Raw genomic sequence first — 16107 nt, forward strand, 5'->3', positions numbered from 1 at the left:
AATCCTATTTTCTTGCACTAACATCGGACTTTAACAGGTCAAAAGCTTTATTTTAAAAGGGTTTTACCATTATTCAGCAAGCCCTAATTAGAAAAGAATTTCCGTACTTAGCGGCAAAGTATTTCTACCACAAACCCTATTTTTGGACGGGAGCTTATTTCGTGGCTAGTTGTGGCGGCGTTACCGTCGAACAACTAAAAAAATACGTCGAGAACCAAAACTCCCCGAAAATAGGCTGTTCTGCATTTAAACTAGATCTCTTGCATAAAAAGCTCTCGGCGTAGCTGATCGGCAAAGAGTGAAAAATTACAAGGTTTCTTAATATTAATTTACAATAATCTCGTCGGCGCTGTCGGGTTGGTTCATTTCCGCTAGGGTTTGCCAACCTGATTGCCAGAGATTCGCGTCTTGCAACTGTTTAGCATTAATCCAGAAGCGGACAGTCGGATCGCAAGAAGCGACTAATTCGGCAAAAACCCATTGACCGCGATTTTGACGATTGACCACTTGAAAATGTCGCCAGCCCCATGTTTTTTGTTTTGCCGTCCATTTTGATCCCAAGAGATGGGGATATTTCTGTTTTTTGGGCATAAAAGTTAAAACACCTGAGTGCGGGATAGGCTAAAACCCTTATATTATCCTAGTTTGCCAACCCGATTCTTTTCCCGGAGCAAGGAGAGGAAAAATTATCGGGGCGCTTAAGTGCGCCCCAGTTTTGGCTAATAACCGCGCCAAACACCCACTAAAACCCCTTGCACTTGTACTTGTTCAGTATTGGCTGTAATTGGTTGATATTTTTGATTAGAGGGTTGGAGGGTGATGATTTCTCCTTCTTGGTAGAAACGTTTTAAAGTAGTACCGTGGCCTTCGACTCTAGCGGCGACGATTTCCCCATTGGACACCGCTTCATTACCCGTCAGAGAACGCATAATCACCAGATCCCCATCGGCAATATGATCCTCGATCATACTGTCTCCAGAAACGCGCAGAGCATAACAGTCTTGACTGCGTTGCAACAGGTTAGAAAGATCGAGTTTTTCTTCCACATCGGTGAAGGGTTCCACTAAACCACCAGCCGCGATCGCACCGAGAACCGGTAAACCTTGCACTGGTTGTTTGAGAATCCGCAGGGTGCGTGCTTTTCCTTCTGTCCAATCAATATAGCCTTTGGCGCGTAAACGTTCTAAACGGCTTTGAATCGGTGCGGGAGAGCGTAAATTCATCGCTCGCATCATTTGCCGGATGGAAGGGGCGTGTTGAGTAGTGCGAATATACTCAATTAGCCAGTCGTACAACTCCTTTTGCGCTTGAGTAAGGGTTTCGAGGTTAGTCATGATCTATTTTCCTATCCTTGGGTTAAGATAATTTGTACTTTAGTTCATTTGTGTTTAACCTAGTACATCTTAACTTCATCGGCTGACTAAATCAACTGGTTATTAGATCTCTTGCAAAAATCAAAAATTGTCGTGGTTGGTTAGGAGTCGGTCGTCAGCCTTGAATCAGTTATCAGTTATCAGTTATCAGATGCGAGTTACAGCGTTTCTCAGATAGATGAGGTTCGTTCTTGCGGCTAAAATACTTGATTAGCAAGGGTTAATCTGTGCTTCACCTTGACGAGAAAGGCTGTATCGGTTCACTGATTACTGATTACTGTTCACTGATAACTGAAAAGTTTCCCCACTTCCCCACTTCATAATTAATAATTCATAATTCCTTCTCCCTGCTCATAGACAGTCTTAATGAGTAATTTAGATAGTCAACAGCTTATCTTCTGACCTAGCACTTTTTTTAAAAAAGTATCATTAATTTTTATCTCAATTCTCAATATTAATTAATCCCAGTCGGTTGCTGGCAAACTCAGCAGCGTATTAAGAAAAAATAACGAATTGCTAGAAAGCCGAGAATCTGGATAATGATCGAGGTGGAGACAGAAAAATTGCTCTACTTAAGCCTGTCTGCCGTAAGCGTCCAATAGTAGATAGGGAGTCAAAAGCGACGCTCAAAGAAAATCCTTCGGTTGTCAGGGAAACGACAGGATATTTAGTGCGAAATTGAGCCGTAAAAAAACTTAAAATCCCGACAAATATCGTAAAAACTAAGGGGAACACATGACCAAAAAAACCTATGCAACCATAGACGGTAACGAAGCTGTTGCGCGCGTTGCCTATCGTCTCAGTGAAGTGATCGCTATTTATCCTATCACTCCCTCCTCGCCTATGGGTGAATGGTCCGATAGTTGGGCGGCCGAACGCAGAGCTAATCTCTGGGGAACCATCCCTTCCGTAATCGAAATGCAGAGCGAAGGTGGGGCAGCGGGAACCCTGCACGGAGCGCTACAAACAGGAGCTTTAACTACTACTTTCACTTCCTCGCAGGGATTATTATTAATGCTCCCCAACTTCTACAAAATTGCGGGGGAATTAACTTCTTCAGTGGTTCATGTGGCGGCCCGTGCTTTAGCAGCCCAAGGATTGTCAATTTTTGGGGATCATAGTGATGTCATGTCTGCCAGAAGTACGGGTTGGGCTATGTTAGCGGCTAATTCCGTTCAAGAAGCTCAAGATCTGGCGGCTATCGCCACAGCTACCACCCTAGAAACGCGGATTCCTTTTCTGCACTTTTTTGATGGTTTTCGTACCAGTCATGAGGTGCAAAAAGTCGAATTAATTAGCGATGAAACTCTCAAAGAACTGATCGATGAAGACCTAATTATTGCCCACCGTCAAAGGGCTTTAACTCCCGATCGACCGGTTTTACGAGGCACGGCACAAAATCCCGATGTTTATTTCCAGGCAAGGGAAAGCGTCAATCCTTTCTATTATGCTTGTCCCGATATCACTCAAAAAATTATGGATCGTTTTGCCCAATTAACAGGACGGCAATACCATCTCTATGAATACCACGGTGCGCCCGATGCCGAAAGAGTGATTATGTTAATGGGATCGGGAGGGGAAACCGTCCATGAAACCGTTGATTATCTCAATCAAAATGGGGCTAAAGTTGGGGTTTTAAAAGTTCGTCTCTATCGTCCCTTTGCCGCCGACAAATTACTGGCAGCTTTGCCCACCACAGTGAAAAAAATAGCCGTTTTAGATCGCTGTAAAGAACCCGGTGCCGGGGGCGATCCGCTATATTTAGACGTGGTAAATGCCTTTATGGAAGAGTACGAAGGCAAGCTGCCGAAAATTGTGGGAGGACGCTACGGTTTATCTTCCAAAGAATTTACTCCAGCCATGATTGCTGGTATATTTGATAACTTAAGTCTCGACAAACCGAAAAATCACTTCACTATTGGTATCGTTGACGATCTTACCTTTTCCAGTCTGGAATATGACCGCAGTTTCTCCACTGAACCGGACGAAGTAGTGCGGGCGGTTTTCTATGGTTTAGGTTCCGATGGTACGGTGGGAGCTAACAAAAATTCAATTAAAATTATCGGTGAAGATACTGATAATTATGCCCAGGGTTATTTCGTCTATGATTCCAAAAAATCTGGCTCCGTCACCGTTTCTCACCTACGCTTTGGACCGGAGCCGATTCGCTCTACCTATTTAATCACTGATGCTAACTTTATCGCCTGTCATCAGTGGGAATTTGTCGAACAATTTGACCTGCTAGAAACCGCTAAATCGAACTCAATTTTTCTCCTCAATAGTCCCTATCCACCGGAGGAGGTGTTTAGTCACTTACCCCGCAATCTCCAGCAAACTATCATCGATAAAAATCTGCAAGTTTATACGATTAATGCCACTCAAGTAGCCAAAGAAGCGGGGATGGGCAGTCGGATTAATACCGTGATGCAGGTGTGTTTCTTTGCCCTAGCGGGGGTTTTGTCTCGGGAAGATGCGATCGAACAAATCAAAAAAGCTATCCGCAAGACCTACGGCAAGAAAGGCGAAGAAATCGTGCAGATGAACATCAAAGCTGTGGATTCTGCCCTAGAACACCTCTATCAAGTGCCAATTCCCGCCACTGTCACCCCGGAAGCTTTTGAATTAAGACCTCCAATCCCCGACACCGCACCCGCTTTCGTCCGAGAAGTCCTCGGCAAAATTATCGCCCGTCACGGGGATGAATTGCCCGTTAGCGCCCTTCCCAACGATGGTACTTATCCCACCGCCACTAGCCAATGGGAAAAACGCAATATTGCCCAAGAAATCCCCGTTTGGGACGCTGATGTCTGTGTTCAGTGCGGTAAATGCGTTCTCGTTTGTCCCCACGCCGTTATTCGCTCAAAAGTCTATGATGAGGCCGAATTAGCCACGGCCCCAGAAACCTTTAAAGTCGCTAATGCCAAGGATCACGACTGGAAAGGGCTAAAATTCACCATCCAAGTGGCCGCCGAAGATTGTACCGGTTGCGGTATCTGCGTTGATGTTTGCCCCGCTAAAAACAAATCGCAACCGCGTCTAAGAGCGATTAATATGGCTCCCCAATTGCCCCTGCGGGAACAGGAACGAGTTAACTGGGATTTCTTCCTTAATTTGCCTAATCCAGACCGTTCAAGCCTAAATCTTAATAAAATTAACCATCAGCAAATGCAGGAACCTCTCTTTGAGTTTTCCGGTGCTTGTGCCGGTTGTGGTGAGACTCCCTACGTTAAATTGGTCAGTCAGCTATTTGGCGATCGCATGATAGTGGCTAATGCCACCGGTTGTTCATCTATCTACGGAGGTAATTTACCGACAACACCCTGGGCAGTTAACGCTGAAGGTCGCGGTCCAGCTTGGTCGAATTCCCTCTTTGAAGATAATGCCGAATTTGGCTTAGGATTCCGAGTTTCCATCGATAAACAGGCAGAATTTGCCGCCGAACTGTTAGCAACCCTCGCTAGTGAAATCGGAGAAAGTCTAGCGGCAGATATTCTCAATTGTCACCAAGTCGATGAAGCGGAAATTTACGAACAACGGCAACGGGTAGAGGCCTTAAAATCCCGTTTAGGGCAATTAACCCCGACCACGCAGGTGAAAATGTTGTTATCCGTGGCCGATTATCTGGTCAAGAAAAGCGTCTGGATTGTCGGGGGTGACGGTTGGGCCTACGACATCGGTTACGGTGGCTTAGATCACGTTTTAGCCAGTGGTCGCAATGTGAATATTTTGGTCATGGATACGGAAGTTTACTCGAATACGGGCGGCCAGGCCTCGAAAGCTACTCCCCGCGCCGCCGTAGCTAAATTTGCTTCTGGTGGCAAACCAGGACCGAAAAAAGACCTCGGTTTAATGGCCATGACCTACGGTAACGTCTATGTGGCCAGCGTGGCTATGGGGGCAAGAAACGAGCAAACTATCAAAGCTTTCCTAGAAGCGGAAGCTTACAACGGGCCATCGCTAATTATCGCCTATTCTCACTGTATTGCTCACGGGATCAACATGACCACCGCCATGAACCATCAAAAAGAAGTGGTGGAAAGCGGTCGCTGGTTAATGTACCGTTATCATCCCGATTTAGCTAAAGAAGGCAAAAATCCCCTGCAATTGGACAGCCGTGAGCCTAAGCTTACCGTAGCGCAAACTCTCTACTCGGAGAATCGCTTTAAGATGTTGGCCACCAGTAAGCCGGAGGAAGCTAAACGTCTCCTCAAAGAAGCACAAGCAGATGTGGACACACGCTGGCAAATGTATCAGTATCTAGCAGCAAAAGGTACAGGGAGCAAGGAATAGTTATGAATCTACACACTACCTACATGGGTTTGCAATTGCGATCGCCGCTAGTCATCGGTGCGGCCGCACCCTTGAGCGAGGATATCGACAATATCAAGAAAATGGAAGACTTCGGAGCCGCTGCCGTGGTTTTACACTCCTTTTTCGAGGAGCAGATTAAACAGGAAAGACTGGCTTTACACCATCATTTTACCCACGGAGCCGAGAGTTTTGCGGAAGCTTTGACTTATTTTCCCGAACCGGAGGTTTTTCACGTTGGTTCCGAGGAATATCTCAACCATATTCGCAAAGCCAAAGAAATGGTCGATATTCCCATTATTGCCAGTCTCAACGGTGAGACCGCTGGGGGATGGTTGGAGTATGCCATTCAAATTCAACAAGCGGGCGCTGATGCTTTGGAGTTGAATGTTTATTATGTTCCTAACGACCTGGAATTAACGGGAAATCACGTCGAACAAAACTATATTGATATCCTCAAAATTGTCAAATCGGAGGTATCAATTCCTGTCTCGATGAAGTTAAGTCCCTACTTTAGCAATACGGCCAATATGGCTAAACAATTAGCGGAAGCGGGGGCCGATGGGTTGGTATTATTTAACCGTTTCTATCAGCCGGATATCGACTTAGAAACCTTGGATGTTCACCCCAATATTATCCTCAGTAATCCCCAAGCGATGCGTTTACCCCTGCGCTGGATTGCCATGCTTTACGGTCGTGTACCGACGGATTTTGCCGCTACCAGTGGTATTCATAACGCCATCGACGTGATCAAAATGATGATGGTGGGTGCAAAAGCGACTATGTTAGTTAGTGTTTTATTACGCCACGGTTTGGAGGAAATTATCAAGATCGAACAGGGTTTATTGCATTGGTTGGAAGAAAATGAGTATGAATCGATCGAGCAGTTAATTGGCAGTATGAGTCAAATGAATTGCCCAGATCCTAGCGCTTTTGAACGGGTACAGTACATGAGGGCCATACAAAGTTACGAACCTGTTTGGAAACGTTTTCAAACCACCAGCAAATAAAAGTGGGAAGTGGGAAATTATGAATTATGAATTATGAATTATGAATTGGGGAATGGGGAGTTGGGAGATAGGGAAGTGGGGAATTTCAACTAAAACCCCAAAACCCCAACACCCTAACACCCCAACACCCCAACACCCCAACACCCATCCGACTCCTGACAAAAAAATCCTGGAGGATATAACCATGAGCGAGAATCAAAGGAAAAAAATTGGTATTCTGACCAGTGGTGGCGATTGCCCGGGGTTAAATGCGGTAATTCGTGCCGTGGTGAAAGCATCAAAACTCAAGGGTTGGGATGTGTACGGCATTCCCTACGGGACCGACGGTTTTATGCAGATTGCCGAGGGAAAATATCACCCCCAAGATTTGATCCTGACTCAGCATGGCTATAACCTGCCAGGGGTCTTGAAAGGATTAGACGTTTTGCAGTTCCTTAGTGGTAGTATCTTGGGTTCTTTGAGCAAAGGACATCCCGAAAACCCAGAAATTGCCACGAAAATCCTGCAAGGATACGAAATGCTGGGATTAGATGCCCTGATCGTCGTCGGGGGCGATGGGAGCATCGATATCATCTACGATCTCGCCCAGAAAGGCAATTGGAATATTATCGCGGTTCCCAAAACCATCGATAATGACGTTCCCTATACGGAATGGGCCGTCGGTTTTACCACTGCCGTCGATATCGTCACCCAAGCTTTGTATGATCTCACCTTTACCGCCGCTAGTCACGAAAGGGTGATGATTGTGCAGGTGATGGGTAGAGATGCTGGTCATTTAGCTCTTCATGCCGGAATTGCCGGGGGGGCCGATGCGATTTTTATTCCCGAATTAACCCCTGCTATCACTCCCGAAATTATCGACGGTTGTTGTCGTCATTTGGCACAATTACGCGCTCAAGGTCGTCAATTCGCTCTCATTGTAATTTCTGAGGGTGTTAAAAACGAAGATAACCAAAAAGAGAAGTATATTGCCGATTATTTACAAAAATTGATAGTTGACAAAACTCGCTCTTTGTGCGTTACCGATCCCGTCTTCTGTTATCTCAATTCCATGGATGTGCGGGCCATGTCTTTGGGACACCTGCAAAGAAGTCGTCCTCCTTTGGCCATGGATCGACTGTTAGCCACGGCTTTCGGCATTAAGGCCGTAGAATTAATTGAACAGGGAAAACTCGATCGCGTGGTGATTTGGCGCGGGGGACAAGTGCGTAGTTTGCCTCTGAAACCAGTGATCAAAATTATCAAACAATGCCATCAAGAGAATCGCTGTGCCTATCCCGTGGATCCCCATGGTTTCATTGTGAAAACAGCCCGTTCTTTGGGAATTTACCTAGGAGAAAATACCACGACCGAGACGGCAGTGGTTCCGGAAGTTGTGGAGGTGTTAGTTTAGTTATAATAAAGCGAGGAGAGTTGCTCACACCTTCTCGCTCTGTTAATTGGTTAAAATTAGGCATTTCTAAACGCTACAATTAGGATAGATAATGACAGCTTTTGGCAGGTACATTAGAAAAAGTAGTATTGGTATAATTTGAGTTAAAGTGATGAAAATTCCTCAAATTCACTTTAACCTAGATTTGTAGAAGTTGGGTTAAATTATCTCAAGGGAACAAAACCGGCTTTTTCAATTAATTTCTGTCCTTGATCGGTTAATAATAAATCAGCGTAAGCTTCCCCCGCTTGTTCGTCTAATTGACCATTTTGTTTGATAATAACAAAAAGACGACGGGTGATCGGGTATTCTCCCTTTTGAAAAGCTAATTCATTCAGTTGATTACGCTTCTGGGGACATTGGGAAGACGGGATCGAAGGTTCTTGGTAGGGGGCAACTAATTTATTTTCACTTTTACCGAGGGGTAAAGTTTTAATTCTACACTGGGGAACTACTTCCGGTGCAGAAGCATAGTAAATTCCTCCCGGATTTTGGGAAACTTTTCTAAGAGCAGGAGTCGTGCTATAAACGTACTGAATATTATCCCCAAAATCGGCTTTTTCTAAAACCTGATCGATAAAAAATTCCACGGTTCCCCCATCTTCCTTGCGTCGGGAATAGGGAATAATGGCTAAATTAGGCCCGCCCACTTGCCGCCAATTGCTAATTTTTCCTGTATAAATATCTTTTAACTGGGTAATTGTTAGACCGGAAACCGGTAAATCGGGATGAACTGCGATCGCAATTCCATCGATAGCCACGGGAACCTCTTTTAAAGTCAATCGCCGTTGTTGAGCGCGTTGTATTTCCTCATCTTTGAGCGATCGAGATGCTTGGGAAAAAGCCAATTGATTCTCGATTAACATCCGAATACCGCTGCCGGTGCCGGGGGTTCCCGTAGTGGGATCGGTATAGACGAGGCGAAATTTCGGCCAGACTTGCTGGATGATAAAGTCCACTTCCTTGCGAATCGGGGCCCAAGTGGTACTTCCCCCGTAGTTAAATAATCCTTCCGGGACATTTTTAACCGCAGCTAACGTTTCGGAAATTTGATTATTCGAGGAGGAGGAGGAAGAAGAATTCGATCGATCATTGAAATTGGGAAAGGTTTTGTTGAGCAACCACCAAGCAATTCCTCCTAAAAGTGCCGATGTCACCATAACCGTCAACAGCAGGGGAAGAATTTCATTTTTCTGGGACATAAAATCAGGATCAGGCTTCGGACTACTTTAATGATAATACCAGCTTTTTTTAATGACCCTAGCTTTTACAATTCTGTCGAGTTGTGCCAAGGGTTAAGGATAAACCATAGAGACACGAACAACAGAAAGGAGAGGACAGATTCGATGAGTAAAACCTATCAGATAAAGGACAAGATAGCGATATAACCTGCTTGAGCATCTTCTCCTGTTGACTGGCTACAGATCTTCGAACAGCAAAAAACTTGAACAACAAAAACTAGAAAAGCAAGGGATGGAGGCAACCCCATCCCCAAACTAGACAATTAGGCTATTCTTTTTTATACATCACCTCCACCACGGTATGTACGTTACCTCTGGGATGAAAATCCCCCTTAACTTTCATCTGCAAGGGTTCGCAAGCGGCCACCAAATCATCTAAAATTTGGTTAATTGCTTCTTCGTGGGAAATATAACGATCGCGATAACTATTAATATAAAGTTTAATCGCCTTTAATTCCATCACCTTTTGATCGGGAACGTAGCTAAGATAAATAGTGGCAAAATCGGGATAACCGGAAAAGGGACACTTACAGGTATATTCCGGCAGAGTGATCTGAATATCGTAATTTCTGCCCGGGCGTGGATTGGGGAAAGTAATTAATGTTCCTTCGGCAATTTCTCTTTCCCCGTACTTAACTTCAATTTTTTCGGAAGACTGAACCATGTTTTTTCCTAACTAGACACTGTTTCCTATCATAGCTGGAATATTCTCTCGAGAGGCGTTACCGAATCAACAGATGAAAGAATGCCGAGAAGACAATGCAGACTTAAAATCAGCCAAGTCGAATTTTCAGGTAAAAAATGCTCTATGATTAAGTCTAAAGATACTGTAAAACTGGTTTCATGCTCTCCGAGATTAAAAACATAGCCGAGAGTCTCGCACCCCGATTAGTGGAGATTCGCCGCCACATTCACGCGAATCCAGAGTTAAGTGGGCAAGAATATCAAACGGCCGCCTATATTGCCGGAGTTTTGTCTTCCTGTGGTCTATCGGTGCAGGAAGCGGTGGGAAAAACGGGAGTTAAGGGAGAATTGGCAGGAAAAGGCAGTGATCGGAGAATTTTAGCTATCCGCGCCGATATGGATGCCCTGCCGATCCAAGAAAGAACCGATTTAGACTTTGCTTCCCGTAAACCGGGGATTATGCACGCCTGCGGTCACGATGTTCATGCTACCGTCGGTTTAGGGGTGGCGATGGTGCTTTCCCGTCTCTCGGAACCTTTGGAGGGAAAAATACGCTTTCTCTTTCAACCAGCAGAGGAAATCGCCCAGGGGGCCAGTTGGATGATCCGGGAGGGGGTGATGCGGGATGTCAGCGCCGTTTTGGGGCTGCACGTTTTCCCCTCGATTCCGGCCCGATCGATCGGGGTTCGTTACGGGGCCTTAACTGCAGCTGCCGACGATCTGGAGATTTTTATTCAAGGGGAATCTGGCCACGGGGCCCGTCCCCACGAGGCGATCGATGCTATCTGGATCGCCTCGCAAGTAATCACCACTTTGCAACAGGCAATTAGTCGGACTCAGAACCCTTTGCGTCCCATTGTTCTCACCATCGGCCAGATTAGCGGTGGTCGCGCCCCCAACGTCATCGCCGATCAGGTACGCATGGCAGGAACAGTGCGATCGCTGCACCCAGAAACCCACGCCCATCTCCCGGAATGGATCGAGAGTTTGGTCACGAATGTCTGCAGCACATATAACGCAAAATGTCAAGTAAAATATCGTCGGGGTGTGCCATCGGTGCAAAATGACCAATTTTTAACCCGTTTGGTGGAAGAAGCTGGTTTAGAAGCTTGGGGACAGGATCGGGTTTTAATTCTCTCGGAACCCTCCATGGGGGCCGAGGATTTTTCCCTTTATTTGCAACAGGCCCCGGGGACAATGTTCCGTCTGGGAGTGGGTTCTCCTAATCTCCTTAATCCCCCCCTTCACCATCCGGAATTTTTAGTGGATGAGTCGGCAATTCTGACGGGAGTGATTACTTTAGCCTACGCGGCCTATAAATATTGGCAACGGCAAGATTAAACCGGTTTTTCAAGATAATTTTATGGAAATTTGGGAAGATTTAGCTATTATGGCTTGGACGGAATTGCTGCTGGATAGTTTTGAACAATTAATCGGGCGATCGCTTTTGCCCCGGATCGGTACTGGCAAAGAACAGAGTAAAATGCTCTTTTATGCCCCTTTTGTCCTAGTTTCCCACGGTACACAAACTAATCCGATCTTCAATTATGGTAATCGCGGCGCCCTCGATCTCTGGGGTTTAACTTGGCAAGAATTATTAGCAACTCCTTCGCGATCGACGGTAGAGGGAGAGGAAATCGCCCAAGAACGCCAAAAAATGCTGGATTTAGTCAAAAAACAGGGCTATATCAACGATTATCACGGGGTAAGGATCACGAAAAACGGTCAACTATTTCGCATTGAAAAAGCGATCGTTTGGAATATCATCGATCGTGATGGCATTTATTGCGGACAGGCTGCCACTTTTGCCGATTGGATTTTTCTCTGATTTATCACCCCAATATGACCAACTCAGACCGAATTATTGTTCCTCTCGATGTGCCGGATTTAGAATCAGCGATCGCAATGCTCGATCTGTTGCCGGAAGTCAATTTTTGGAAAGTGGGACTAGAATTATTTGTCAGTAGCGGTGCAGAAATTCTAGCGATTCTGCAAGAAAGACAAAAAAAGAGCTTTCTCGATCTAAAATTTCATGATATTCCCAATACGGTTGCCGGGGCCTGTCGTTCAGCTAGTCGCTATCAAGTGGATTTACTCACCCTCCACGCTACGGCCGGACGGCAAGCGCTGACGGCGGCGAAAGGGGCAATCTCTGACCTGCCATCCCCGCCAAAACTTCTCGCTATCACCGTTTTAACCAGCCTTAACGCCCGTGAATTAGCCCTCGACCTCAAAATTCCCCTAGAGCTATCGGAATATGCCTTAAATCTGGCATTATTGGGCAAGGAATCGGGAATTGATGGGGCGGTTTGTTCTCCCCAAGAAGTGGCGCAATTGCGGCGCGTCTGTGGAGAGGATTTTCTCTTAGTTTGTCCCGGAGTTCGTCCCTCCTGGTCAAGCAAAGGGGATCAAAGTCGGGTGATGACTCCGGCCCAAGCGCTTAAAGCTGGGGCTGATTATCTAGTAATTGGACGACCGATCACCGGTGCCGAGGAGCCAAAGGTAGCATGGGCAAAAATTTGTCAAGAATTAGCCGATATTTAGCCGTATTACTGGTTATTTTCGGGATTAACTTCCCAGCCGTTAGTCTTCCTCTTTCTAGCTGTCCAGAGGATTTAAATCTTTTAGTCGATCGCCTCTTGTCAGATTTACCCGGTTATGCTAACCGAGTTATTACCCGCTCCCAAATCGATCAAGAATTATCTACACCGGTTTTTGTGATTATTGCCGGTCGTCCCGAATTTGCACCCCTACCTTTAACTGCTAGTCAATATTCTGGTCAAATTGCCGATGACACTCAACAGGTTTTTTTTACGACTTTAGAGCGTCAGTATAGCAAAAATCGCTCTGTCACTCTCCAGAATTATCATTGGTTATTTTTAACTAAAACTGGGGAAGGATGGCGATTAGTGACGATTTACAGTCAATTAGCTTCCCTAGAACCCGCTCAAGTCCCCTTACCTCCCCTAGAAACCAGTCAAGGCACCATCGGCCAAGCGGTGCGTCTCTGGCTGCGGGACTGCGAAGCGGGGACATTGCGCTAAATTCGCTCGGCCAAAACAAAGCGATCGAAAGCTGCTAGGTCGTTAATAATCTGAATTTGTCGATAATTGCCCTGATTTTCCAGCATTTGCGCTACTTTTTCCCCTTGACCGGCTCTCATTTCCACTAGCCAAAGGCCTCCCGATCGCAGATAATCGGGAGCAGTGGCCGCTAGATAGCGCAGCGCGGTCAATCCGTCTTCACCTCCATCCAGGGCCAAACGGGGTTCATGTTCCCGCACTTCAATTTGTAAGTCAAGGATTTCTGCACTGGGAATATAGGGAGGATTGGACACCATACCGCTAATCTGTCCTTTCCACTTCTCTAGGGGTGTCCACCAGGAACCCTGTTTTAAGATAATTCTGTCGGCAAAACCCGTATTGATGATATTCTCTTTGGCGATCGCTAAAGCCGTTTGACTGTAATCAATAGCATATATTTCTGCTTTTGTCAAGATACTGGCTAAACCAATAGCGATCGCACCGCTACCGGTTCCCAGATCTACCCAGATTCCCCCTTCTTCTCCTCTGACGGTTTCTGCAACAATATCGATTAATAACTCGGTTTCGGGACGAGGAATTAAGACTTCTGGGGAGACTTTGAGGGTAAAATTACGCCAGACCACCGATTCGAGCAAATACTGTAAGGGAACCCTTGATTGAAGGCGTTTTTGCCAGCGTTTAGTAATTTCCGACCAAGAATAACTCAAAGGGATTTTTTCTCGTTCGCGAAAGGATTGTAAGCGCAGGGAAAGAGTATCTATATCTGTCACTGCTTGCAGAAAGATATCCACTTCTTTCGGAGATAGTTGCGCTTGCTGCAGATCAGCGATCGCCTGTTGTCGCCATTGACTTAATTCTTGACCGGAAATACTAGCAGACACAAGGCTTAACGATTGGGTGCGGGGGGATTATTGGTATTATTATTAGGGCGTGGCTGATTTGCCGGGGGTTGGTTGGGAGCCTTTTGGTTGCTATTTGCCCGAATAAAATCAATCGTTTCTTGGCTAGGATAGAGGAGAATTTTAGTTAAAGCTTCATCGTTGCTTTGTTGTAGGGTGGCGATGACATTTTCTAAGGGAATAACATCAATTTTCACCGTGGCTGCTTCTGCGGGATTAGCTTTTTTATATTGTTCTACCATTTGCAAAGCGGCGGCTTTTTCAAAGAAGAAAGGAATAAAATCCTGATTATTGCGATTGATCACCAGAAAATTACTCTCTTTTCCTGCTTTCGGCACAAATAAAGGTACACCACCTTGATATTGTTGACCTCTTTCACTGAGCAGTTTTTTCGCCGATTCTACTTCCGACTCTTTGGGAACAAAATCGACAATTAAACGATTTTGTTCGGTTTGACTGGTTTGCATTCTATAGACATCTGCCAAAGAAACGGGCCGAACTTTAACTTTGCTGGCCACTTCAGGATTCTCTTTTTTCAGTCGTTCAAAAAAGTTTTGTGCGTCCTGCTTACTGATAAAAACTCCCGTGAATTTCTGTTCTTTTTCTCCCACGGCAATTAAGGGGACTCCTTGATCATCAGCAATAGCGAAGACAGGTACAGACTGCAAGGTTTTGACGATTTGTTCTTCCGGTAAAGCGAGTGCTTTAGAATAGCTGCCCAGCAGCGAAGTCAACATTGTCGTCCCTACTAAACCAAGAGTTGCTGTCCAACGAATGAGAGATTTCATCAAAATAATTACCTCGTTATTACTATTAACCAATATTTGTCGTTAATCTGAACTATATAGTCTATTTGACTCCTCCGATCAGGAGTTTTTTGATGAATAACAAGCCCGGAAAGTTCCCTTTATTGGCTTGCTTCTCAACCATCATAGCTAAAAAGCTCCATATTTGGTGAGATGTGGTCGCAGCGGCGGCCAGGAAACAGGGGCAATTTACGGGCTGATCTAGGAAATAATAGGGATTAATTGGAGTTTTTAAGCTATATTTTCAAAAAAAATCGCTTCAGCTACGGTTTAAGCTTGCTTTTGCCGTAATAAGCACCAACTTCAGATCAAAAGGCATCCTCTTGTGTGAATCAGTTAGTCAACCGGCCACCTCTTGATCTTGGCACTGCTAATGACTTTCCGAGAGATGGCGCGGATGGGCGATCGCTAACCGCAGCCATTGATAGGAAACTAGATTTAAAATCAGTCCGATAATCAATAAAATTGCCATGAGAGCGATTTGATACCAGGCGATCGGTCTGACCAAAAGATCGGCGATGAGATGGGCTAAATTCAAGACAGAATAGAGAATTGTCAGCCAGAAATGGGCCTTTCTCAAGGAGCGACTTTCGCTAAAATTGACCCCGATAATCGCTAACATTGGCAGCAAAAAAAAGAGCAACATTCCCCAGAAAATCGGATCGAGATTGCTGGTTTGCTGACTCTCGACGATCGATTGACCATGGAAGAGCGGCATTAAACCCAGTTGGGTGTGAAATAGGGTTCCCAAGAGGAATGTTGTCCAGAGAGCGGCAATTTTTTCGGAATATTTCGCTGTTTTCACGGTAATTATCCTCTTAATCGGTTAATATAAAAGCCCAGGGTAAGTGAGAAAGTATTCTTCAATTTTTCCTAGTCACTTATCTATACATTCTAAAAAAAGTTTCTGTATTTAAAATTACTTTTTACAAAAAAACACAAAATAGTTTTTACTGCTGATCAGCCGTGGAGAAAGGCCGCTGCTATCTCAAGGTCGCGAGAGGACTCCCGTTAAACCGCTACGCGGTTAACGGGAGATAAATCGCCACCGGAATGAAACTAACGCGGTAGCGTTTCCACTTTCGGGGAGTTTTGGTTCTCGACGTATTTTTTTAGTTGTTCGACGGTAACGCCGCCACAACTGGCCACGAAATAAGCTCCCGTCCAAAAATAGGGTTTGTTGTAGAAATACTTTGCAGCCAAATCCGGAAATTCCTTTCTAATTAAGCGACTACTAACTGTTTTAAGGTTAGCGATTAGTTTGGATAAAGCGATGTCAGGCTTGTAATCGATAATTAGGTGAACGTAAT

Annotated in this window: 15 protein-coding genes and 1 pseudogene; 8 read left to right on the forward strand and 8 right to left on the reverse strand. The window is 45.3% G+C overall.

Annotated elements, in window-relative coordinates; translation table 11 throughout:
- Positions 1–71 precede the first annotated feature (71 nt).
- Positions 72–284 (forward strand): annotated as a pseudogene (locus BGL89_RS01290) (transposase); the annotation flags it as partial.
- Positions 285–324: 40 nt separating this feature from the next.
- Here the strand turns inward: BGL89_RS01290 and BGL89_RS01295 are convergent.
- Complete coding sequence (locus BGL89_RS01295; protein ID WP_286823851.1) at positions 325–591, reverse strand: TIGR02450 family Trp-rich protein; 267 nt, start codon at positions 589–591, stop codon at positions 325–327.
- Between the two features lie 128 nt (positions 592–719).
- Complete coding sequence (lexA, locus tag BGL89_RS01300) at positions 720–1334, reverse strand: transcriptional repressor LexA (RefSeq protein WP_286823853.1); 615 nt, start codon at positions 1332–1334, stop codon at positions 720–722.
- A 774-nt stretch (positions 1335–2108) separates the two neighbouring features.
- On the opposite strand from lexA, the gene nifJ reads away from it, so the two are divergent.
- The 3 genes from nifJ to BGL89_RS01315 all read left to right on the forward strand — a co-directional run bounded on the left by nifJ (position 2109) and on the right by BGL89_RS01315 (position 8084).
- On the forward strand, positions 2109–5663 hold the full coding sequence (gene nifJ / locus BGL89_RS01305; RefSeq protein WP_286823854.1) for a pyruvate:ferredoxin (flavodoxin) oxidoreductase: 3555 nt from the start codon (positions 2109–2111) through the stop codon (positions 5661–5663).
- Positions 5664–5665: 2 nt separating this feature from the next.
- Positions 5666–6691: a dihydroorotate dehydrogenase-like protein gene (locus tag BGL89_RS01310; protein ID WP_286823856.1), complete on the forward strand. Its 1026-nt coding sequence runs from the start codon at positions 5666–5668 to the stop codon at positions 6689–6691.
- A gap of 184 nt (positions 6692–6875) precedes the next feature.
- A complete protein-coding gene (locus BGL89_RS01315; RefSeq protein WP_286823858.1) occupies positions 6876–8084 on the forward strand; it encodes an ATP-dependent 6-phosphofructokinase in 1209 nt (402 codons plus the stop codon).
- 203 nt (positions 8085–8287) lie between these two features.
- On the opposite strand, the gene BGL89_RS01320 is transcribed toward BGL89_RS01315, so the two are convergent.
- Together BGL89_RS01320 and queF are read right to left on the reverse strand one after the other, a co-directional pair.
- Positions 8288–9325 (reverse strand): PstS family phosphate ABC transporter substrate-binding protein, encoded by a 1038-nt coding sequence (locus tag BGL89_RS01320; protein ID WP_286823860.1) that lies wholly within the window; start codon positions 9323–9325, stop codon positions 8288–8290.
- A gap of 307 nt (positions 9326–9632) precedes the next feature.
- Entirely contained in the window at positions 9633–10028 is a 396-nt protein-coding gene (gene queF, locus BGL89_RS01325) for a preQ(1) synthase (RefSeq protein ID WP_002740916.1), read from the reverse strand.
- Positions 10029–10207: 179 nt separating this feature from the next.
- On the opposite strand from queF, the gene BGL89_RS01330 reads away from it, so the two are divergent.
- From BGL89_RS01330 to BGL89_RS01345, 4 genes are read left to right on the forward strand one after another with little or no spacing between them, the layout of a single operon-like run.
- Positions 10208–11389, forward strand: coding sequence for a M20 family metallopeptidase (locus BGL89_RS01330; RefSeq protein WP_286823889.1), 1182 nt, complete (start codon positions 10208–10210; stop codon positions 11387–11389).
- Positions 11390–11411: 22 nt separating this feature from the next.
- The gene (locus BGL89_RS01335; RefSeq protein WP_286823890.1) at positions 11412–11876 is read left to right on the forward strand and encodes an MEKHLA domain-containing protein; all 465 of its coding nucleotides are present in this window, start codon (positions 11412–11414) and stop codon (positions 11874–11876) included.
- A 14-nt stretch (positions 11877–11890) separates the two neighbouring features.
- Positions 11891–12592, forward strand: coding sequence for an orotidine-5'-phosphate decarboxylase (gene pyrF / locus BGL89_RS01340; protein WP_286823891.1), 702 nt, complete (start codon positions 11891–11893; stop codon positions 12590–12592).
- A complete protein-coding gene (locus BGL89_RS01345) occupies positions 12556–13092 on the forward strand; it encodes a hypothetical protein (RefSeq protein ID WP_286823892.1) in 537 nt (178 codons plus the stop codon). The genes pyrF and BGL89_RS01345 overlap by 37 nt, the downstream gene beginning before the upstream one ends.
- Here BGL89_RS01345 and prmC read toward each other — a convergent pair.
- The 4 genes from prmC to tnpA form a co-directional block, all read right to left on the reverse strand.
- Positions 13089–13973: a peptide chain release factor N(5)-glutamine methyltransferase gene (prmC, locus tag BGL89_RS01350; RefSeq protein ID WP_286823893.1), complete on the reverse strand. Its 885-nt coding sequence runs from the start codon at positions 13971–13973 to the stop codon at positions 13089–13091. The two genes, BGL89_RS01345 and prmC, sit on opposite strands and share 4 nt — an antisense overlap.
- Positions 13974–13978: 5 nt before the next feature.
- Positions 13979–14779, reverse strand: a complete 801-nt coding sequence (locus tag BGL89_RS01355; protein ID WP_286823894.1) for a Tic22 family protein — start codon at positions 14777–14779, stop codon at positions 13979–13981.
- 388 nt (positions 14780–15167) lie between these two features.
- Positions 15168–15602: a hypothetical protein gene (locus BGL89_RS01360; protein ID WP_286823895.1), complete on the reverse strand. Its 435-nt coding sequence runs from the start codon at positions 15600–15602 to the stop codon at positions 15168–15170.
- Positions 15603–15856: 254 nt separating this feature from the next.
- The coding region (tnpA, locus tag BGL89_RS01365) for an IS200/IS605 family transposase (protein ID WP_286823897.1) at positions 15857–16107 on the reverse strand (251 nt) is incomplete at its 5' end.

The organism is Microcystis sp. LSC13-02, from assembly GCA_002282935.1.
Taxonomy (GTDB): Bacteria; Cyanobacteriota; Cyanobacteriia; order Cyanobacteriales; family Microcystaceae; genus Microcystis.

Bases quoted from the DNA above. Each gene is read 5' to 3' on its own strand.
- BGL89_RS01295 (WP_286823851.1), bottom strand. From the start codon at position 591: ATGCCCAAAAAACAGAAATATCCCCATCTCTTGGGATCAAAATGGACG.
- lexA (WP_286823853.1), bottom strand. From the start codon at position 1,334: ATGACTAACCTCGAAACCCTTACTCAAGCGCAAAAGGAGTTGTACGAC.
- nifJ (WP_286823854.1), top strand. From the start codon at position 2,109: ATGACCAAAAAAACCTATGCAACCATAGACGGTAACGAAGCTGTTGCG.
- BGL89_RS01310 (WP_286823856.1), top strand. From the start codon at position 5,666: ATGAATCTACACACTACCTACATGGGTTTGCAATTGCGATCGCCGCTA.
- BGL89_RS01315 (WP_286823858.1), top strand. From the start codon at position 6,876: ATGAGCGAGAATCAAAGGAAAAAAATTGGTATTCTGACCAGTGGTGGC.
- BGL89_RS01320 (WP_286823860.1), bottom strand. From the start codon at position 9,325: ATGTCCCAGAAAAATGAAATTCTTCCCCTGCTGTTGACGGTTATGGTG.
- queF (WP_002740916.1), bottom strand. From the start codon at position 10,028: ATGGTTCAGTCTTCCGAAAAAATTGAAGTTAAGTACGGGGAAAGAGAA.
- BGL89_RS01330 (WP_286823889.1), top strand. From the start codon at position 10,208: ATGCTCTCCGAGATTAAAAACATAGCCGAGAGTCTCGCACCCCGATTA.
- BGL89_RS01335 (WP_286823890.1), top strand. From the start codon at position 11,412: ATGGAAATTTGGGAAGATTTAGCTATTATGGCTTGGACGGAATTGCTG.
- pyrF (WP_286823891.1), top strand. From the start codon at position 11,891: ATGACCAACTCAGACCGAATTATTGTTCCTCTCGATGTGCCGGATTTA.
- BGL89_RS01345 (WP_286823892.1), top strand. From the start codon at position 12,556: ATGGGCAAAAATTTGTCAAGAATTAGCCGATATTTAGCCGTATTACTG.
- BGL89_RS01355 (WP_286823894.1), bottom strand. From the start codon at position 14,779: ATGAAATCTCTCATTCGTTGGACAGCAACTCTTGGTTTAGTAGGGACG.